This is a genomic window from Litoreibacter sp. JB4-2, assembly GCF_055693445.1.
Window position 1 is genome coordinate 642,821 of the sequence record NZ_CM146334.1, and the last position, 19,470, is coordinate 662,290.

Below are 19,470 nucleotides of genomic sequence, written 5' to 3' on the forward strand. Positions count from 1 at the left end.
AAAATTTTGCGGCGCTATGGTGCGACCAACACTTCAGGGAGACTCTCATGCAAGAGCTGACACACTACATCAACGGCGCCCATGTCAAAGGCACGTCCGGCCGGTTTGCCGATGTTTACAATCCAGCCACGGGCGAGGTGCAAGCGAAATGCCCGTTGGCCTCCGTCGCCGAAATGGATCAAGCCGTTGCAGCGGCAGCAGCCGCGCAACCGGCATGGGCTGCGGTGAACCCGCAGCGCCGTGCACGCGTGATGATGAAGTTTGTCGATTTGTTAAACCGCGACATGGATAAACTGGCAGAAGCGCTGTCGCGTGAGCATGGCAAAACCCTGCCTGATGCCAAAGGCGATGTGATCCGCGGCCTCGAAGTTGTCGAGTACTGCATCGGCGCGCCACATCTTCTCAAAGGTGAGTTCACCGACAGTGCCGGCCCCGGTATCGACATGTATTCGATGCGGCAGGCCTTGGGTGTCACGGCGGGCATCACGCCGTTCAATTTCCCTGCTATGATCCCGATGTGGATGTTTGCGCCCGCCATCGTCTGCGGCAACGCATTCATCCTGAAACCATCAGAGCGCGACCCCTCGGTTCCACTGATGCTGGCTGAGTTGATGGAGGAAGCCGGGGCGCCGAAAGGGATCCTACAAGTCGTAAATGGCGACAAGGAAGCCGTGGACGCAATCTTGCACAACGAGGTGATCCAGTCTGTAGGTTTTGTCGGCTCAACCCCGATTGCCGCCTACATCTATGCTGAAGGCTGCGCCAATGGAAAACGCGTGCAATGCTTCGGGGGCGCCAAGAACCACATGATCATTATGCCCGACGCGGACATGACCCAAGCAGCCGACGCTCTGGTTGGTGCGGGCTACGGCGCGGCAGGTGAACGGTGCATGGCCATTTCCGTCGCCGTGGCTGTCGGAGATGACACCGCCGACCGGTTACTGGAAAAACTGGTGCCCAAAGTCGAAGCACTAAAAGTCGGCCCCTACACTTCTGGCAATGACGTGGATTACGGGCCGGTTGTGACTGCCGCGGCAAAGCAAAACATCGAACGCCTGGTGCAGACAGGGATCGATCAAGGCGCAAAGCTGGTGGTCGACGGGCGCAACTTCTCGCTGCAGGGCTATGAGGACGGGTTCTTTGTGGGCCCACACCTGTTTGACGGCGTGACTACAGACATGGACATCTACAAGCACGAGATTTTCGGCCCCGTTCTGTCCACAGTTCGCGCCGACAACTACGAGAGCGCGTTGAAGATGGCGATGGACCATGAATACGGCAACGGCACGGCAATCTTTACCCGCGACGGCGACACAGCACGTGACTTTGCAAACCGTGTGAATGTGGGCATGGTAGGTGTTAACGTACCGATCCCGGTTCCATTGGCCTATCACACCTTCGGCGGTTGGAAAAAATCCGTCTTCGGTGATCTGAACCAGCACGGGCCAGACGCGTTTAAGTTCTACACGCGCACCAAAACCGTGACCTCCCGTTGGCCGTCTGGCCTGAAGGAAGGCGGGGAATTCTCGATCCCGCTCATGGAGTAAATCACGACACATTTGCGTGAGAGGGGGCATTTGCGACGCAATGTCCCCTTTTTTCATGCACCGATTCTGTATAACGCCGGCACAGCACCCGGATTGGGAGAAGCCACGTGACCAAAACGAACAGACGCAATTTGCTTATCAGCGCCACAGCCGCGTTGTTCACACCAACGGTATTGCGCGCACAGCAATCGCCCAACGCCGCACTTGTGTCCTCAGGCACAGTGACGCGCCGCAATGCGTCGAGCTTCGTGGTGCAAGACTGGCGTGACCATTTTCCTACGCTTGGCGTGGCCACGATCATCTGCGACACCCGCTCCCGCGCGTTGCATTACTGGAACGCGGACGCATCTGATTATCGCGTCTTCGCAACGTCTGTTCCTAAATCGGATGAACTGACCCGGCGCGGCTATACCAAGATCGTGCGCAAACGCGTTGGGCCGACATGGACCCCTACAGCCGATATGCGCCGCCGCGATCCGTCTTTGCCAAGCTTTATGGATGCAGGGCCCGAAAACCCCCTGGGTACGCACGCGATGTATCTAGACTGGCCTGCATATCTGATCCACGGCACACATGACACACGCAAGATCGGGCGACGGTCATCGTCAGGTTGTATCGGACTTTACAACGAACAAATCGCCGAGCTGTTCTCGATCTCGCCAGTTGGCACACAGGTCCGCCTGATCTGAGCCTCCCCCTTGCCAAGTTCCTTGAGCTTGCTAAGAATTAAACATGCGTTCAATTCCTGAGCGCGTGACGGGAGGCATGTCATGGATTTTGAATTGTCGGAGGAACAGGAAGCCATTTTTGATATGGCGCATGCGTTTGGTCAGGAACACATTGCGCCCTTCGCACGCGAATGGGAGGCGGAAGGCACGATCCCCAAAACGCTTTGGCCGAAACTGGCGGAACTGGGGTTCGGCGGTCTCTACGTTTCAGAAGACAGCGGCGGATCCGGATTGTCGCGCCTTGATGCCACACTTGTGTTTGAGGCCTTATCGGCCGCCTGCCCCTCAGTCGCTGCGTTTTTGTCGATCCACAACATGTGCGCCGCGATGGTTGACGGGTTCGGTTCTGATGACCTGAAATCCCGTTTCATGCCGGGCATTCTTTCGATGGAGACCGTGTTTTCTTACTGCCTCACTGAACCTGGTTCCGGCTCTGACGCAGCTGCTTTGAAAACCCGCGCGCTACGGACAAACGAAGGCTACGCGCTGACCGGCACCAAGGCTTTCATTTCAGGCGGCGGATACTCGGACGCCTACATCGTGATGTCGCGCACAGGTGACGCGGGCCCAAAGGGTATTTCCGCCATGATCGTCGAAGACGGAACCGAGGGGCTGTCGTTCGGCGGCTTGGAAGACAAAATGGGCTGGCGATCGCAACCAACACGCCAAGTGCAATTGGACAATTGCAACATTCCAACTGACAATCTGCTCGGTGAAGAAGGTCAAGGTTTCACATACGCGATGAAAGGTCTTAACGGCGGTCGTTTGAATATTGCCGCCTGCTCGCTTGGTGGCGCGCAAGCAGCAATGGAACAAACGCTGACCTACATGGCCGAGCGGCACACTTTCGGGAAACCCATCAACCAATACCAGGCGCTGCAATTTCGTCTCGCTGATATGGAAATAGAGCTTCAAGCCGCGCGGGTCATGCTGCGTCAAGCCGCATCAAAGCTGGATACTAATGCGCCCGACGCCATGCGGCATTGCGCCATGGCAAAGAAATTCTGCACCGAGACGGGCTCGAAGATTGCCAATGACTGTCTGCAGCTGCATGGCGGCTACGGCTATTTGGCCGATTATGGGATCGAGAAACTCGTGCGGGATCTGCGGGTCCATGAAATTCTGGAAGGCACGAATGAGATCATGCGCTTGATCGTGGCGCGCGACATGTTGGCTGCAAGATGAGTGAGATTTCCATTCGCGTCGATGGCCATGCAGGCCGCATCACATTGCAACGGCCAGAAGCCTTGAATGCCCTGACCTATGAAATGGTTTTGGCAATTGAGAGCGCTTTGGATAGGTGGCGAAATGACGACACGATCGCGCTGATCTTGCTTGATGCCGAGGGTGATAAAGCCTTCTGCGCGGGCGGCGACATTGCGGAGATGTATGCCAGCGGAAAGCGTGGCGACCTGGATTACGGGCGAAAGTTTTGGCGTGATGAATACCGACTGAACGCAAAGATTTTTGAATACCCCAAGCCCGTTGTGAGCCTGCTACAAGGGTTCACGATGGGCGGCGGCGTGGGCGTGGGTTGCCACGGATCCCACCGGATTGTGGGTGAAAGCAGTCAGATCGCAATGCCGGAATGCGGCATTGGTCTGGTGCCCGACGTGGGCGGTTCGCTGCTGCTGGCGTTGTGTCCCGGACATTTGGGCGAGTATTTGGGGATTACCTGTACACGTATGGGGCCCGCAGATGCAATCTACGCTGGGTTCGCTGACCGTTTTGTGCCGCAAGATGATTGGCCTACGTTGATCGAAAATCTTTGCCGTACAGGCAACGTCGCTTGCGTTGATGAGGCCGCATCAACGCCACTTGACGGGATATTCGAAGCCCAGCAAAACCTGATCGATGGATTGTTTTGCGGCAATGGTTTAGGCGACATCTATCGCAACCTTTTGGCGCACGAAGCTGCGTTTTCCACCGCGTCGCTCAAACCGGTGGAGCGCAATGCGCCATTGGCCATGGAATGCGCCATACAGATCGTACGGCGCCTGCGCGAAGCCACATCGATCCGGCAAGCCCTGGATATGGAATTCCGCTACACCTATCGCGCTGTCGAACAGGGCGACTTTATCGAAGGCATAAGAGCCGCCATAATTGATCGCGATCGGCAACCAAACTGGTCGCATGCCGGACCAGACAAAGTACCTGCGGTCCATGTATCAAACATGCTGCGCCCTTTGAAAACGAATGCATTGAATTGGGAGGACATGCCATGAAGATCGGGTTCATCGGCCTTGGAAACATGGGCGCGCCAATGGCTGTCAACTTGGCGGTCGCCGGCCACCTTGTTGTGGGTTTTGACCTAACCGCCCCCTGCCCCAAAAACATCAGCAAGGCTGACAGCGCATCTCACGCAGTGACTGGTGCGGATGTTGTGATAACAATGCTGCCCAATGGCACGATCCTGAAAGCTGTCGCCGAGGAAATCATCCCAGCCATGAAAACAGGTGCGGTTTTTCTCGACTGTTCAACCGTCGATGTCGAAAGCGCGCGTGCTGTCGCCACGCAAGCCGAGGCCAATGGCCTTTTGGCGGCGGACGCACCGGTCTCAGGTGGCATAGGTGGCGCAAGCGCGGGCACGCTCACTTTTATGGCCGGCGGAAGCCCTGCGGCCTTTGAAACGGTCAAACCACTTTTTGATGTCATGGGCCAAAAAGCCGTACATTGTGGCCCGTCCGGAAACGGGCAAGCTGCCAAGATTTGCAACAACATGATCCTAGGCGTCACAATGATTGGCACGTGCGAGGCCTTCGCCTTGGCCGATAAACTCGGTCTTGAGCGGCAAAAAATGTTCGACGTCGTCTCAACTTCCTCTGGCTATAGCTGGGTGATGAACGCCTATTGCCCCGCGCCTGGCGTCGGTCCCGAAAGCCCGGCCGACAATGACTACAAACCAGGCTTTGCGGCCGAACTGATGCTCAAAGACCTTCGCCTGAGCCAGCAAGCTGCAGAAGGTGTGGATGCCGACACCCCGATGGGGCACGCCGCAACAGCGCTTTACGAGCGTTTTGTGGAAGAAGAGAGCGGCGAAGGTAAAGACTTCTCTGCAATGCTGCCGCGCTTTACTTCGCGCAGGCGGTCCTAGTTTCATTGTTTCAAAAATATTCTGGGGGTGAGGTGCTTCGGCACCGAGGGGGCTAGCCCCCTTTTAAAACGCCGCTCTCCAGAACGATGCAAACCCCGATCGCATGAAACCAAAAAAGCCCCGAGCACTGCTCAGGGCTTTTTTCAGGCAATGGTGGCGCGGTTGACGGGGCTCGAACCCGCGACCCCCGGCGTGACAGGCCGGTACTCTAACCAACTGAGCTACAACCGCCCATTGCGCATCCCGTTTCCAGAATGTTTGGCTGTATTATGGCCCCGGGCTTGCCCCGTCAAGCGCGATCACAACCGCTTTCGCAGTTTTTTCAAACACAGCTCAACGTGGCGGCAAAGGAATGAATTCAGCATCGTCCCCGGGTGGAAGCTGGAAGCGACCATGTTTCCAATCCTCAGCGCGCCAAGCCTCTTTTGCCGCGTCAATTCGGTCTTTGGAGGAGGCCACGAAATTCCACCAGATATGCCGCGGCCCCTCCAGTGTCGCTCCACCCAGCAACATCAAACGCGCGCCTTGTGCTCCGGCTTTCGCCGAGATTTGATCCCCAGGGCGAAACACCATCATCTGCCCAGCCTCAAAGCTCTGACCCGCTATTTCGATACTGCCAGAGACAACATAGGCGCCTCTGTCCTCGTGGTTGTCGGGCATCGGGATTGCCGCGCCGGACCTTAAGACCGCATCGGCGTAGAACATCTCAGATGCCGTTTCCACCGGTGCCCGTTCACCGTAAGCGTCGCCGAGGATCAGGCGCAGTTCTTTGCCCTCACCTTCCAGAAACGGTAGCGCCTCCTTTGGGGCATGTTCAAACTGAGCGGGTCTGTCTTCATGCGCTTCGGGCAGTGCAACCCATGTTTGAATTCCAAAAAACGGCATCGGGTCAGTTTGTGTCGCGTCGTCTGTGCGTTCTGAATGGGTGATCCCTTGCCCGGCAACCATCCAGTTTACTGCGCCGGGTTCAATCCACGCATCTGTCCCCAGGCTGTCACGATGATGCATTCGACCGCGGTAGAGATAGCTGATCGTCGCCAAGCCGATATGTGGGTGCGGACGGACATCGAGACCTTTGGTCGGTAAAAACTCTGCCGGGCCCATTTGATCAAAGAAAATAAACGGTCCGACCATCTGGCGCTTGGGTGCGGGCAAAGCGCGGCGCACCTCGAAGCCGCCCAGATCCCGGGCGCGCGGCACAATTACGGTCTCAATGGCGTCAACTTCGTCGCCAATCGGACAATGCGGGTCGAGTGCAGGGTTCCAGCTCATTGTTCGGCCTCCAATACATCGCTTTGATGAAAATGTAGTCTAGCCAAGCAAATGCGCAAATACGGAGAATTGGCGCAGTTTCTGTGCGCTTGCGCAAGGAGATCACCCAATCAAGCAATACCCATAGATCCTTAGGCCACTCTGAGCGCGACCAGTCATGTGTTCAAACCGTTGGGCGAACTATTACATAGAGGGAATTTGGTGGGTCGTGAGAGGCTCGAACTCCCGACATCTTCGGTGTAAACGAAGCGCTCTACCAACTGAGCTAACGACCCGATAGCGAGGCGTTTACCGCGAAATCCGCGACACGTGCAAGCCCTGTTTGATGTTTTTTCCGACCTATCGCGCATGACGTTTCAAGCAGATGAACATGATTGGTCAATTGCTGTTCAGCCTCGTCAATTTTTCGATCCAGACAAGCCGATCTCAGCGGTTTTTTTCCAAGTAGATATTAGTCTTCGTCGGAAGCTACTACGCCCGGCTCATTGGCAATTGGCTTCTTCAACTTGACGCGCAACACAACCAGTTCGCCATTTGGCGTGTCTTTTTTACGCGCGATCTTAACCTTACCCAGCGGCGCGGCAGAGATATTTTTACCTTCTGAAAGCACTTGGTTCATAGCGCCAAATACGGCGTCCACGGCTCCGCGTGCCTGACCTTTCTTCATGCCACTTTCGCGCATAATTCGCTCAACCAGTTCTTTCTTTGTCACTTCGCTATTGGCCAAGCTATTCCCAACCGTCGAAGGGGTGTTACTAACTGTTTTGGTCGCAGCGATGGGTCGCTTGGTGGCAGCCTTGGTCGTCGAGCGGCTCGGCGCTGCCCGTTTAGGCGAAGCAGGACTAGACGATTTAGCTGTTGTTTTTTTTATAGCCACCGGGTGCCCCTTTTTTTGCATAACCTGACCAAAGGTATCGAAGACAATCCCTAATAGCCAGTTTCATTGTTTCCAAAAGGTAAATAGCGGCGCGCTCTTGCCGCGCCACGGGGAATCTTTCGCCGCGAGCCACGCAAGGCTTGTTGCAAGCTTCTTTTCCACTCCAAAATCGCCCTTCCGGCCCTTGAGCGACATCTTTTATGCCGCTTTTAAAAGAGCGCGTGCCCCGGCAGCCTTCCATCCTGAGCGCGTCAAATGGGAGGCCCTAAATGAACCGACATTACCGAGACACCCGCAAGATCGACCCAAGCAAGGGCGCGTTTTTGGGCGACGGCAACCTCAATGACAACGACCGGATCGAGATTGGGCCGACCCTTTTGGCTTATAAAGAGTGGGAAAATGCGGGACTTTCGCTACCCAACCTCGAGGCCATGCGCGAGTTCCGTTGGAAACGCCTAATCCAACAAATTGTGCAACGCGACATGGGTGGTTTGTTGATGTTTGATCCGCTCAACATCCGTTATGCGACCGACAGCACCAACATGCAGCTCTGGAATACCCACAACCCGTTCCGTGCCGTGCTTGTCTGCGCTGATGGATATATGGTGATTTGGGACTACAAAAACTCTCCCTTCCTGTCGAAATTCAATCCGCTGGTGCGGGAGCAACGCTCCGGTGCTGATCTGTTCTACTTTGATCGTGGCGACAAGATTGACGTGGCCGCAGATGTGTTTGCGGCCCAGGTCCGCGATCTGGTCATAGAACATGGTGGCGGCAATATGCGGCTGGCCGGCGACAAGCTTATGATCCACGGGTTGCGCGCCTTGGAGGCGCAGGGTTTTAAAGTCCACCCCGGCGAAGAGCTGACCGAACATGCGCGATCTATCAAAGGACCGGATGAGATCTTAGCGATGCGCGCATCCTGCCACGCCTGCGAAGCTGCGATGTATGCTATGGAAGATTTTGCGCGCGACAAAATCCCCGGCGGCGGCATTTCGGAAGACGACGTCTGGGCCGTGTTGCATGCCGAAAACATTCGTCGCGGCGGTGAATGGATCGAAACACGCCTATTGTCATCTGGGCAGCGCACCAATCCGTGGTTTCAGGAATGCGGCCCGCGCATTTGCCAAGACAATGAAATCCTCGCATTCGACACGGATCTGGTTGGCGCCTATGGCATTTGCTGCGACATTTCGCGCACTTGGTGGATCGGCGACGCGGCTCCGCGGCCCGACATGATTGAGGCGATGAAGCACAGCGTCGAACATATCCAAACAAATATGGAGATGCTCAAACCCGGCGTGACGATCCCGGAACTCAGCGCAAACACGCATAAGTTGCACGACAAATTTCAGGCGCAGAAATATGGCTGCCTCATGCATGGTGTTGGCCTGTGCGACGAGTGGCCGTTGGTGGCCTACCCAGACAAACATGTTGACGGTGCATTCGACTATGCGCTCGAACCCGGAATGACACTTTGCGTCGAGGTACTGGCAGGCGAAGTTGGTGGCGACTTTTCCATCAAGCTCGAAGATCAGGTTTTGATCACGGATGACGGCTTTGAAAACCTGACCAAATACCCGTTCGACCCGCGTTTGATGGGCGAATAAGCAATGTTCACATAGGATCAGGCTTGCTCACCATCGTGTGAGATGAGCCGCAGGCGCATTGCTTTGCGCAGCCCCTGCCCCCATCGTCGGTGTCAACAAAGGATAGAAGTATGGCCACCGAACGATTAACCTTCACCGGGCATTCCGGCGAGGCGCTTGCAGCGCGTCTGGATCTGCCAGACGGCCCACACCTGGCGACTGCGCTGTTTGCGCATTGCTTCACTTGTTCCAAGGACATCCCAGCGGCGCGCCGCATATCGGCACGTCTGGCGCATATGGGCATTGCTGTCCTGCGGTTTGACTTCACCGGGCTCGGCCACTCAAAAGGGGAATTTGAAAACACCACTTTCAGCACCAACGTGGAAGATCTGGCGCTCGCTGCCAAAGCGCTTGAGGCGCGCGGCATGGGCCCGGATATGCTCATAGGACATTCCCTTGGCGGAGCTGCCATCATCGCCGTAGCGGAAAAGATTCCGCAGGCGCGCGCAGTCGTGACCATTGGCGCGCCATTTGATCCAGACCATGTGACCCACAACTTTGGCGGACAAGTCGATGAAATCAAAACCAAAGGCGTCGCCGAAGTGCAGCTGGGCGGGCGCGGCATAAAAATTGGTGCCCACTTCCTTGAAGATGTAGCAGCCACGAAACTGGACGCCGCACTGCGCAATCTCAAGAAATCGCTATTGGTTCTGCATGCCCCAAAAGACGATGTTGTCGGGGTCGAAAACGCGACCCAGATATTTATGCACGCAAAGCACCCCAAAAGCTTCGTCACGCTCTGCGACGCGGATCACCTGATTACACGCGAACAGGACGCAGAATACGCGGCGGATGTAATTGCGAGCTGGTCCTCAAAATATCTGGACCTCAAACCACCAGCCCCGCCCATCGGCGCGCCAGAGGGCGTTTTGCGCGTACGCGAAGCTGATCCAGATGGTTTTTTGCAAGACATTAATCTGGGCCATAAGTTTTTTATGCAGGCCGATGAGCCGGTCGCCTATGGCGGTACAGACAAGGGCATGACGCCCTACGGCTTTCTGTCCGCCGGCCTTGGTGCCTGTACATCGATGACGATCCGCATGTATGCGCGGCGCAAGAAGATCCCGCTCACCCATGTTTGGGTCGACGTCAAACACGACGCAATGCATGCGCAAGATGCAGATGGTGGCCATTCAAAGATCGACACGTTTCTGCGCGAAATTCATCTCGAAGGCGATTTAGATGATGCGCAGCGCCAAAGGCTACTGGAAATTGCGGATAAGTGCCCTGTTCACAAGACGCTGGAAAGCTCGGCCGAAATCAAAACGGTACTGGCGAGCGTTGAATAAGCGCCACGCCACGCCGTCCACTTGATCAAGAACACTCCAACGGATCGGCGCGCCAGAGGCGCGACGAAATCAATTTCTTACTCAGCAGCAATCGTCTTTTTGGGTGCCAGCATCGGCGCCAAGTAGTGGCCTGTATGGCTGGCCTTCACTTTCGCGACCTGCTCCGGTGTTCCCTTCGCCACGATTTTTCCGCCGCCGTCACCACCTTCAGGACCTATATCGATAATGTGGTCAGCCGTTTTTACCACGTCTAGATTATGCTCGATAACGACGACCGAATTGCCCTGATCCACCAATTCATGAAGCACTTCCAAGAGCTTACGCACATCTTCAAAATGCAAGCCCGTGGTAGGCTCATCCAGAATATACAACGTCTTGCCGGTAGATCGTTTCGCAAGCTCCTTGGACAGCTTCACCCGCTGCGCTTCGCCGCCTGACAGTGTCGTCGCCTGCTGGCCCACTTTGATGTAGCCAAGCCCCACACGCATTAACGCGTCCATCTTCTCCCGGATCGAGGGCACGGCCTTGAAGAACTCTTGTGCGTCCTCAACGGTCATGTCCAACACATCGGCGATGCTTTTGCCTTTGAATTTCACTTCCAAAGTTTCGCGGTTGTACCGTGCGCCTTGGCAAGTCTCGCAGGTTACGTAGACATCCGGCAAAAAGTGCATCTCAATCTTAATAACACCGTCGCCTTGGCACGCTTCGCAGCGCCCGCCTTTTACGTTGAACGAAAAGCGCCCTGGCTTGTAGCCGCGTGTCTTGGCTTCCGGCAAGCCTGCGAACCACTCACGAATGGGCGTGAAGGCGCCCGTGTAGGTCGCAGGGTTGGATCGCGGTGTACGGCCAATCGGTCGCTGGTCGATATCGATCACCTTGTCGAGCAGTTCCAGCCCTTCGATGGTCTCGCAGGGCGCGGGTGTCTGGCGGGCACCGTTCAACCGCATCGACGCAGTCTTAAAGAGCGTCTCAATCGTCAGCGTCGACTTCCCACCACCTGACACACCTGTCACACAGACAAATTTACCAAGTGGGAAATCAGCCGTGACCTTTTGCAGGTTGTTGCCAGTCGCTTTCTTAACTGTCAGCTTTTTGCCGTTGCCCTTTCGCCGCGTGGCCGGCACCGCTATTTCGCGTTTGCCCGTCAGGTATTCACCGGTGATCGAATTGGGGTTGGAAGCAACCTCCGCAGGTGTTCCATGCGCAGTGATCTGGCCACCATGAACACCTGCGCCGGGACCAATGTCGAAGACATAATCCGCTTCGCGGATCGCCTCTTCGTCATGTTCGACAACGATGACAGTATTCCCCTGATCGCGGAGGTTTTTCAACGTCGTCAGTAGCCGGTCATTGTCGCGCTGGTGCAAGCCGATGGAAGGTTCGTCCAGAACATAAAGCACGCCCGTCAGTCCTGATCCGATCTGAGAGGCAAGACGGATGCGCTGCGACTCCCCACCAGACAATGTTCCCGAGTTGCGTGATAGCGTCAGATACTCAAGCCCTACGTTATTCAGGAACCCAAGCCGTTCGCGAATTTCCTTCAAGATCGCGCGGGCGATTTCGTTCTTTTGGTCGGTCAGATGCTCGGGGACGGTTTTGCACCAATCATAGGCTTCACGGATCGACATCTCGACCACTTGTCCGACATGTTTCAAATCATCAGCAGCGCCGATTTTGACCGCAAGCGCTTCAGGTTTCAGTCGGTAGCCGTCGCAGGTCCCACATTTGCGATTGTTCTGATAGCGCTCAAATTCTTCGCGGATCCAACTTGAGTCCGTCTCGCGATAACGGCGTTCCATGTTTGGGATGACACCCTCAAAGCTACGGGTCACTTGGTAGACGCGCCCGCCTTCGTCATAGCGAAACGGGATTTCTTCCTCGCCGGACCCGTAGAGGAACACCTGTTGCACAAATTTCGGCAGGTCTTTCCAAGGCGTGTTCTTATCGAACTCATAGTGTTTTGCAATCGCCTCAATGGTCTGGAGGAAGTATGGCGATTTGCCCTTCCGCCAAGGCGCAAGCGCGCCGTCGTAAAGCTTTAAAGCGCCGTCCGGCACCACAAGACGTTCATCAAAAAACAGCTCGACCCCAAGGCCGTCACAAGATGGGCAGGCTCCAAATGGTGCGTTGAACGAAAACAAGCGCGGCTCGATCTCAGGAATGGTGAAGCCAGAAGCAGGGCACGCAAATTTTTCAGAAAACGTGTAACGCTCTGGATCGCCTTCCTTCGGTGCGGTTTCCAGGATGGCAATGCCGTCGGCCAAATCCAAAGCGGTGCGGAAACTGTCCGCAAGTCGCGTTTCCAGCCCCTCGCGCACCACGATCCGGTCAACGACCACATCAATGTCATGTCGGAATTTCTTGTCCAGGGTCGGCGGGCTGTCGAGCTCATAGAACTCCCCATCGACTTTGACGCGTTGAAAGCCAGTCTTGGCCAGCTCTGCGAATTCTTTACGGTATTCGCCTTTGCGGTCGCGCACGATGGGGGCCAACAGATAACCGCGCGTCCCCTCCTCCAGCGCCATAGTGCGGTCGACCATGTCTTGCACCTGCTGCGCCTCAATGGGCAGGCCAGTCTCAGGGCTATATGGCGTTCCCACACGCGCGAAGAGCAGCCGCATGTAGTCGTAGATTTCGGTCACGGTGCCCACGGTCGAGCGCGGGTTTTTTGACGTTGTCTTCTGTTCGATGGAAATCGCAGGCGACAGCCCCGCGATGTGATCGACATCGGGCTTTTCCATCATATCAAGAAACTGGCGTGCATAGGCGCTAAGCGATTCAACATACCGGCGCTGCCCTTCGGCATAGATCGTATCAAACGCCAATGATGACTTGCCCGAGCCTGACAACCCGGTGATCACAACCAACTGGTCACGTGGAATATCCACGTCAACATTTTTAAGATTGTGCTCGCGCGCGCCGCGCACTTCGATGTTTTTAAGCTCGGCCATGTTCCACCCCAAATGCGGTCTCGCCAGAGATAAACCCATCACAGGCAAGTTCCACCCCAATACCGGAACAATTGGGGAACATCCACAGGTTTATTTGATCTGCCGTGTAAGCGACTGGCTGGCGTAGATCCCCAACAAGCAAAACAGCGCCGTCAGGAAGCACATCATAGAAAATCCACCCAACTGCCCCGCCAAAACAAAGAGCGGCGTGCCCAAAGTCGTCCCCACATTGCCAAGCTGCGCGAGCCCGCCCGTAGCCCGTGCGCGGTCGGGTGCCGTAGCGTTGAAGTAGGGAATTGCAGAAAAAGAGCCCGCCGGAATAAACGACATGACCAAAAACAGCAAAAACAACGGCCAGACAGCATTGCTAAACAGGAATGATATGAAGATGGCGCCAATCGTGGCGATGAACCCAACGACGACAACCCTGTCAGGCGCAATAAACTTTGAAACATAGCCGCCCAGAATAGTCCCGAAAATCGACACGAGCGGAAGAGCCGTAAGAACCCATACACTAAGCTCTCGTTCGATCGGCAATGTCGCAAGCAAGGCGATGTAGATCACCGTGTAGCAGACGAAACCGGCTCCCGGAAATATCAAGCGCGGGTTGGTGTAGATGATCCGATGTTCTGCGATGTAGCTTGGGCGCGGTTGATCCGACTTTGAGACCTTGGGAAGCATTACGAACAGGATCAATGCCATTGCAATCATCCCAAGTCCGTGCCCCATGAAGACAAAGGGCAAGCCGCCAAATGCCAGTACACTGGGTAAGATCGCTGCCAGTAGCGCCATGGTCATGCCAAAAAACGCGGCCCAAATCCCCATGACAAAAGGCCGGTCCGCATCAGATGCGAGTGACGCCATCAAAGTCGGCGTCGCGACAACGATTGCAAGGTGCGAGAACCCTTCTAGGACGCGCAACACTGCGAAGATGGGCAGTGATGGTAGCGGTATTTGCGCAAGCGATAGCGCGCCGCCAGCAAGCAGCCCAATTGGCAAGACGCGTGACAGTCCGAGACTGGCCACGACGCCCCCAGCGACCGCCCCAAAAACGATGCCGACCATACCGACAATAGATATGAGAATAGGTACGAAGAGACCGCCACCGGGGTAGGTTTGCTGCAGCAGCTGAAGCGTCAGGGCCAGTTTGCCAAATTGCGCGGCTGCAAAAAGCCCCGCTAGAAGCAGTAGGAACACGAGGCCCCAATTGGTTTTCAAGCGATCCGGCATAGGGTGGCTTTGCGCCTATTGAGATGGGAGTGCAACCCTTGCAACCAACAGTGATTTGGCACCCACGCTAGATGTGCGTGCCAAATCAATAATCATGGGCGCGCGGCAGCGCGCGCCGTTGGATCACGGTTGACTCAGAAGTGGATCGCGCGCCCATAGGCGTCTAGTACGCTTTCATGCATCATCTCAGACAGGGTCGGATGCGGGAAGACAGTTTCCATCAGATCTTCTTCGGTGGTCTCAAGTTGGCGACCAACGACGTAGCCCTGGATCAGCTCAGTCACCTCCGCACCGACCATGTGTGCGCCCAATAGCTCACCGGTTTTGACATCGAAGATTGTTTTGACTATACCTTCCGGCTCACCAAGCGCGATCGCTTTGCCGTTGCCGATGAACGGGAAGCGACCAACCTTGATGTCGTAGCCAAGCTCTTTCGCTTTGGCTTCCGTGTAGCCAACTGAAGCGACCTGCGGGTGGCAGTAAGTACATCCAGCGATGCTTTCCGGACGGACCGGGTGAACTTTATTTTTGCCCGCAATAAGTTCGGCTACCATCACGCCTTCATGGGACGCTTTATGCGCCAACCACGGCGCGCCCGCGATATCGCCAATCGCAAAGACGCCGTCCACGCCAGTCCGGCAATATTCGTCGACCACCACATGTGTCCGGTCAATTTTGACGCCCAACTCTTCGAGGCCAAGGTTTTCCGTATTACCGACAATCCCTACGGCTGAGATGACGGTGTCGAATTCGTGCTTCTCGACCTTGCCACCTGTTTCAATATGCGCGGTAACCTTGCCTTTGCCACGATCAAGCTGCTTGACCATCGCCTTTTGCATGATGGTCATGCCCTGCTTCTCAAACTGCTTCTTGGCGAATTTCGAAATATCTTCGTCCTCAACCGGCAACACCCGATCCATGACTTCAACCACTGTGGTGTCAGCACCCAGCGTGTTGTAAAAACTGGCAAATTCGATCCCAATAGCGCCCGAACCGATCACGAGCAGCTTTTTGGGCATGCGCACCGGGCTCAAAGCGTGTTTGTAAGTCCAAACCAGATCACCATCTGCTTCCAGCCCCGGCAATTCGCGCGCGCGCGCGCCGGTGGCGAGGATCACGTTTTTGCCGGTCAGCTCCTCAGTGCCCTTGTCGGTCTTGACGGAAACCTTACCCTTGCCAACCATCTTTGCTTCGCCCATCACGACAGTGACTTTGTTCTTCTTCATCAAGTGAGACACGCCGCCTGAAAGCTGGTTTGCGACACCACGCGACCGCTTTACAACCGCATCCAAATCATAGTCGATTTTGTCTGCGGAAAGGCCGAATTCCTTGGCGCGATGCATCAAATGGAACACCTCTGAGCTGCGCAGCATGGCCTTTGTCGGGATGCACCCCCAGTTGAGGCAGATGCCGCCCATATGCTCACGTTCGACAATCGCTACATTCAAGCCCAACTGCGCGCCGCGAATGGCCGCAACATAACCGCCTGGCCCTGAGCCGATTACAATAAGATCATATGAAGGTGCAGCCATGTCTGTAAGTCTCCCGAAAAGCGACGTTTAAATTAGTTTAACGCTAAACTATTTGCGCACGTGCAATAAAGCAACTGGGCTAAATGCGACCCCGCGTTGCAGGGGACGCATAGCATGACCGCACTTGAAATGCGTTATCTACTAGGAAGCCGCTTGAAGCTCGCGTACCGTCTGACCGTAGCCGCCGTTTTTCAAGAACGCCAACTCAGGCTCAGATGTCTTGCGCGACAAGGCTTCGTTGCGAAATGGGAACCGGCCGAATTTTCTGATCACGTCGCGATGCGCCTGCGCATGCAAAATCGATTGTGCGCCAAATTCGGGCATACGCGTCGCAAACATCCGGATGCAGCGCTCCTGATCGGTAATGCATTCTGAGTGCATCATTGGCATGTAAAAGAACTGACGCGCGGGCTCATCGATCTTCATATCCCAGTCACGTTCAACCGCGATCTTCGACAACGCTAAGGCGGCCCCGTCCAGCGAGAACGCTTTTGCTTGCCCGCGGAACATGTTGCGCGAAAACTGATCTGTCAGAATGATATAGGCGAGCGCGCCGCTTGGATATGTCATCCACATGGAAAGAGCGCCCTCGCGCGCCTTTTCCCAAAGCGCGCCAAACTTGTCGCTTATCTGATCATCCAAAGCATCTGAGGCCTCATACCACCCTTGCGGGCCAACATCGTCCAACCAAAAACTCAGTACTTCCTCTGGCGTTGCCACAGCGCGTCCTTTCGTGCTGATTTGCCTAACGTGTTATAAAAGCGTTACAATCAAACGGAGGCCGCGCAAGGTTTTTTTTCGGAAGTTGCGCAGGTTTTGAAAATAGTTTCGAACTGTTGCGGGCGGTCACGTTTCTTTGTTTTCCTCTATTCCCTCTGAGGTCTCCGTCTCCTCGACGTCCCCTTCAGCATAATACTCGGTGGCGACATCAGCCGTCATGACCGTACCGGCCGCAGTAATTGGCGCATATGGCACTGGTTCGTAGTCCTCGGATTCGTCGGCATAAAGAGACGGACGTTGCGTGATGCGGTATAGTCCGTAGACGGCGAGCAACGTCATCATCACACAAACAACCCACCAAAAGCGATCCGGCCCAAAGCGCGACATCACCCATCCGATCATCAACGGGCCACCAACTGCGCCCAAGCCATTGACGAATAAGAGCCCGCCCGAGGCAGCGGCCATATCGTCCGGCTCGAGATAGTCGTTCGTGTAGGCAATCAGTAGCGCGTAAAGTGGGTTGGCCATTCCGCCTAGTCCAAAACCTGCCACACAGATCGCCCAAAAGCTCCCGCCAGACACAGCGCCCAAAATCGCCGACGCGCCGCCTAAAGCCGCGACGTAGATGATAAGCCAACGACGATCCATACGATCCGACAACAGCCCTATCGGGTATTGCAGCAGCATCGCACCCACAAAGATCGACGAAATGAAGATCGAGACCTGTCCAACTGTCAAACCGATTTGGGTCGCATAGACAGCCGACATTCCGAATTGCGCAGCAAAGATGCTTCCGAGCAAAAACATGCCCACAAACCCCAGCGGGGATTGCGTATAGAGCGCGCGCAACGTCATGTTCTTTGTCGTGTCAAACCTCGGTGCCGGTGCAACGGACAACAAAATTGGCGCAAAGGAGATCGAGACCAGGACAGACGGGATCACGAACAACATCCAGCCTGCCGGATCAGCAACGTTAAGCATCCCTTGCGCAAAGACGATCCCCATCACTTGGACCACCATATAAAGCGACAACGTTTGGCCCCGCGTCTCATTCGAAGTGGCATTGTTGAGCCAGCTTTCCGCGGTCACATAAAGCCCCGAAAAGCAAAACCCCACGACGATGCGCAAGATGATCCATGCGCCCGGATGCGTCATTGCGGGGTAAAGTATTAGCGCGGCTGAAACGAATGAGCCGAGAGCTGCGAAAACACGCACATGGCCGACGCGCCGAATGATGTCAGGCGCCATGCGCGAACCGCCCAGAAATCCAAGAAAATAAGCTGATGTGATGAGCGACAGGTCCAGCGTCGAGAAGCCTTCGATATCGCCGCGTACGCCCATCATGGTGCCCTGCATGCCGTTCCCGACCATCAGCAGCATCATCCCGAGCAGTAATGCCCAGGCATTATTTATCACGCTTAACATCGGGCCCGCTCCGAAAAAAAGGATCTGCAAAGACACTTAAATTTTGCCCCGCTTACGCCCGTTGCGCGCGTCTCGCAACGACCAAAATAGCGACGATTTTAGACCCTATTCTAAGGGATCAAGAGCGAGCTATCACCGTAGGAAAAGAACCGATATTCCTGCGCGATTGCATGGGCGTAAACCTCCCGCATCCGCTCCTGCCCCATAAGTGCTGAAACAAGCATCATGAGCGTTGATTTGGGCAGATGGAAATTTGTCATCAGCGCATCAGCGAGTTGGAATTTGAAGCCCGGGTAGATAAAGATATCGGTCTCACCCTCCCAAGGCACAATCTGTCCCTGGGCTGTCGCCGCTGTTTCGATCAGGCGCAATGCCGTCGTGCCGACCGGGATCACCCGACCGCCTGCAGACTTGACGGCGTTGATCTTGGCCGCTGCGGCTTCTTCCACCTGGCCCCATTCAGCATGCATTTTATGGCTGGCAACGTCATCGACTTTTACCGGCAAGAAAGTCCCGGCACCGACATGCAGCGTCACTTCAGTAAATTGCACGCCTTTCGCTCGCAAGGCCTTCAGCAAATCCTCGTCGAAATGTAGCGACGCAGTGGGGGCCGCGACGGCGCCTTTGTGTTTGGCAAATGCGGTCTGGTAGTCTTCCTTGTCTCGCGCATCGGCGGCACGCTTGGCAGCAATATAGGGCGGTAACGGCATTTGGCCTGCTTCCGCCAAAGCAGCGTCAAAGGCTTCACCTTGCAGGTTAAACCGAAGGATGCCCTGCCCCTCATCGCGTCCGATCAGCTCGGCGATCAGACCCGCCTCGAACACAATGGTCTCGCCGTCTTTCACTTTTCGCAATGGCTTGATTAAAGCGCGCCAATTTCCGTCGCTATTGGGATGCAACAGCGTCACTTCAATCTTGGAAACATTGCCGTCGCGATCTCGCGCCCCAAACAATCGGGCCGGGATCACCTTGGTATTGTTCAAGACCAACAGGTCATTTGCACCCAAAAGTGCCGGTAAGTCATGCACGTGTAAATCACGTTGCGTCGCCTGTTCGGCCACAAGAAGCTTCGACGCACTGCGCGGCGAAACAGGGCGTGTCGCGATAAGCCGTTCCGGCAAATCAAAATCAAAATCGTCCAGCTTCATGGAATGGC

Annotated in this window: 15 protein-coding genes and 2 tRNA genes; 7 read left to right on the forward strand and 10 right to left on the reverse strand. The window is 55.5% G+C overall.

What is annotated here, in order from left to right; genetic code table 11:
- Positions 1 to 47: 47 nt before the first annotated feature.
- The 5 genes from ACZ1G7_RS03215 to mmsB all read left to right on the forward strand — a co-directional run bounded on the left by ACZ1G7_RS03215 (position 48) and on the right by mmsB (position 5,369).
- The gene (locus ACZ1G7_RS03215; protein WP_472662261.1) at positions 48 to 1,547 is read left to right on the forward strand and encodes a CoA-acylating methylmalonate-semialdehyde dehydrogenase; all 1,500 of its coding nucleotides are present in this window, start codon (positions 48 to 50) and stop codon (positions 1,545 to 1,547) included.
- Between the two features lie 107 nt (positions 1,548 to 1,654).
- Positions 1,655 to 2,236 carry a L,D-transpeptidase gene (locus ACZ1G7_RS03220; protein ID WP_472662262.1) on the forward strand — a complete coding sequence of 194 codons (582 nt, stop codon included), beginning with the start codon at positions 1,655 to 1,657 and terminating at the stop codon, positions 2,234 to 2,236.
- 81 nt (positions 2,237 to 2,317) lie between these two features.
- Complete coding sequence (locus tag ACZ1G7_RS03225; RefSeq protein WP_472662264.1) at positions 2,318 to 3,460, forward strand: acyl-CoA dehydrogenase family protein; 1,143 nt, start codon at positions 2,318 to 2,320, stop codon at positions 3,458 to 3,460.
- A complete protein-coding gene (locus ACZ1G7_RS03230) occupies positions 3,457 to 4,500 on the forward strand; it encodes an enoyl-CoA hydratase/isomerase family protein (RefSeq protein ID WP_472662266.1) in 1,044 nt (347 codons plus the stop codon). The genes ACZ1G7_RS03225 and ACZ1G7_RS03230 overlap by 4 nt, the downstream gene beginning before the upstream one ends.
- Entirely contained in the window at positions 4,497 to 5,369 is an 873-nt protein-coding gene (gene mmsB / locus ACZ1G7_RS03235; RefSeq protein ID WP_472662268.1) for a 3-hydroxyisobutyrate dehydrogenase, read from the forward strand. The genes ACZ1G7_RS03230 and mmsB overlap by 4 nt, the downstream gene beginning before the upstream one ends.
- A 154-nt stretch (positions 5,370 to 5,523) precedes the next feature.
- On the opposite strand, the gene ACZ1G7_RS03240 is transcribed toward mmsB, so the two are convergent.
- From ACZ1G7_RS03240 to ACZ1G7_RS03255, 4 genes are all read right to left on the reverse strand, one after another.
- Positions 5,524 to 5,600 (reverse strand) — tRNA-Asp (locus tag ACZ1G7_RS03240).
- Between the two features lie 102 nt (positions 5,601 to 5,702).
- Entirely contained in the window at positions 5,703 to 6,641 is a 939-nt protein-coding gene (locus ACZ1G7_RS03245; protein WP_472662270.1) for a pirin family protein, read from the reverse strand.
- A 199-nt stretch (positions 6,642 to 6,840) separates the two neighbouring features.
- Positions 6,841 to 6,916, reverse strand: a tRNA-Val gene (locus ACZ1G7_RS03250).
- 176 nt (positions 6,917 to 7,092) lie between these two features.
- Entirely contained in the window at positions 7,093 to 7,518 is a 426-nt protein-coding gene (locus ACZ1G7_RS03255) for an HU family DNA-binding protein (RefSeq protein WP_472662272.1), read from the reverse strand.
- A 269-nt stretch (positions 7,519 to 7,787) separates the two neighbouring features.
- Here ACZ1G7_RS03255 and dddP point away from each other — a divergent pair, with 269 nt between their 5' ends.
- Positions 7,788 to 9,128, forward strand: coding sequence for a dimethylsulfonioproprionate lyase DddP (gene dddP, locus ACZ1G7_RS03260; protein ID WP_472662274.1), 1,341 nt, complete (start codon positions 7,788 to 7,790; stop codon positions 9,126 to 9,128).
- Positions 9,129 to 9,238: 110 nt separating this feature from the next.
- Positions 9,239 to 10,456 carry a bifunctional alpha/beta hydrolase/OsmC family protein gene (locus ACZ1G7_RS03265; protein ID WP_472662276.1) on the forward strand — a complete coding sequence of 406 codons (1,218 nt, stop codon included), beginning with the start codon at positions 9,239 to 9,241 and terminating at the stop codon, positions 10,454 to 10,456.
- A gap of 77 nt (positions 10,457 to 10,533) precedes the next feature.
- Here ACZ1G7_RS03265 and uvrA read toward each other — a convergent pair whose 3' ends face one another.
- The 6 genes from uvrA to queA all read right to left on the reverse strand — a co-directional run bounded on the left by uvrA (position 10,534) and on the right by queA (position 19,462).
- Positions 10,534 to 13,407 carry an excinuclease ABC subunit UvrA gene (gene uvrA, locus ACZ1G7_RS03270; protein WP_472662278.1) on the reverse strand — a complete coding sequence of 958 codons (2,874 nt, stop codon included), beginning with the start codon at positions 13,405 to 13,407 and terminating at the stop codon, positions 10,534 to 10,536.
- A 90-nt stretch (positions 13,408 to 13,497) separates the two neighbouring features.
- The gene (locus ACZ1G7_RS03275) at positions 13,498 to 14,637 is read right to left on the reverse strand and encodes an MFS transporter (RefSeq protein WP_472662280.1); all 1,140 of its coding nucleotides are present in this window, start codon (positions 14,635 to 14,637) and stop codon (positions 13,498 to 13,500) included.
- 134 nt (positions 14,638 to 14,771) lie between these two features.
- On the reverse strand, positions 14,772 to 16,169 hold the full coding sequence (gene lpdA / locus ACZ1G7_RS03280) for a dihydrolipoyl dehydrogenase (RefSeq protein ID WP_472662282.1): 1,398 nt from the start codon (positions 16,167 to 16,169) through the stop codon (positions 14,772 to 14,774).
- A gap of 141 nt (positions 16,170 to 16,310) precedes the next feature.
- A complete protein-coding gene (locus ACZ1G7_RS03285) occupies positions 16,311 to 16,889 on the reverse strand; it encodes a DUF924 family protein (protein WP_472662284.1) in 579 nt (192 codons plus the stop codon).
- 126 nt (positions 16,890 to 17,015) lie between these two features.
- The gene (locus ACZ1G7_RS03290; protein WP_472662286.1) at positions 17,016 to 18,314 is read right to left on the reverse strand and encodes an MFS transporter; all 1,299 of its coding nucleotides are present in this window, start codon (positions 18,312 to 18,314) and stop codon (positions 17,016 to 17,018) included.
- A gap of 110 nt (positions 18,315 to 18,424) precedes the next feature.
- Positions 18,425 to 19,462, reverse strand: coding sequence for a tRNA preQ1(34) S-adenosylmethionine ribosyltransferase-isomerase QueA (gene queA / locus ACZ1G7_RS03295; RefSeq protein WP_472662288.1), 1,038 nt, complete (start codon positions 19,460 to 19,462; stop codon positions 18,425 to 18,427).
- Positions 19,463 to 19,470: the final 8 nt, after the last annotated feature.

Coding starts and splice junctions, on each gene's coding strand:
- queA (WP_472662288.1), bottom strand. CDS start 19,462: ATGAAGCTGGACGATTTTGATTTTGATTTGCCGGAACGGCTTATCGCG.
- ACZ1G7_RS03275 (WP_472662280.1), bottom strand. CDS start 14,637: ATGCCGGATCGCTTGAAAACCAATTGGGGCCTCGTGTTCCTACTGCTT.
- ACZ1G7_RS03225 (WP_472662264.1), top strand. CDS start 2,318: ATGGATTTTGAATTGTCGGAGGAACAGGAAGCCATTTTTGATATGGCG.
- ACZ1G7_RS03245 (WP_472662270.1), bottom strand. CDS start 6,641: ATGAGCTGGAACCCTGCACTCGACCCGCATTGTCCGATTGGCGACGAA.
- ACZ1G7_RS03215 (WP_472662261.1), top strand. CDS start 48: ATGCAAGAGCTGACACACTACATCAACGGCGCCCATGTCAAAGGCACG.
- lpdA (WP_472662282.1), bottom strand. CDS start 16,169: ATGGCTGCACCTTCATATGATCTTATTGTAATCGGCTCAGGGCCAGGC.
- dddP (WP_472662274.1), top strand. CDS start 7,788: ATGAACCGACATTACCGAGACACCCGCAAGATCGACCCAAGCAAGGGC.
- mmsB (WP_472662268.1), top strand. CDS start 4,497: ATGAAGATCGGGTTCATCGGCCTTGGAAACATGGGCGCGCCAATGGCT.
- ACZ1G7_RS03265 (WP_472662276.1), top strand. CDS start 9,239: ATGGCCACCGAACGATTAACCTTCACCGGGCATTCCGGCGAGGCGCTT.
- ACZ1G7_RS03230 (WP_472662266.1), top strand. CDS start 3,457: ATGAGTGAGATTTCCATTCGCGTCGATGGCCATGCAGGCCGCATCACA.
- uvrA (WP_472662278.1), bottom strand. CDS start 13,407: ATGGCCGAGCTTAAAAACATCGAAGTGCGCGGCGCGCGCGAGCACAAT.
- ACZ1G7_RS03290 (WP_472662286.1), bottom strand. CDS start 18,314: ATGTTAAGCGTGATAAATAATGCCTGGGCATTACTGCTCGGGATGATG.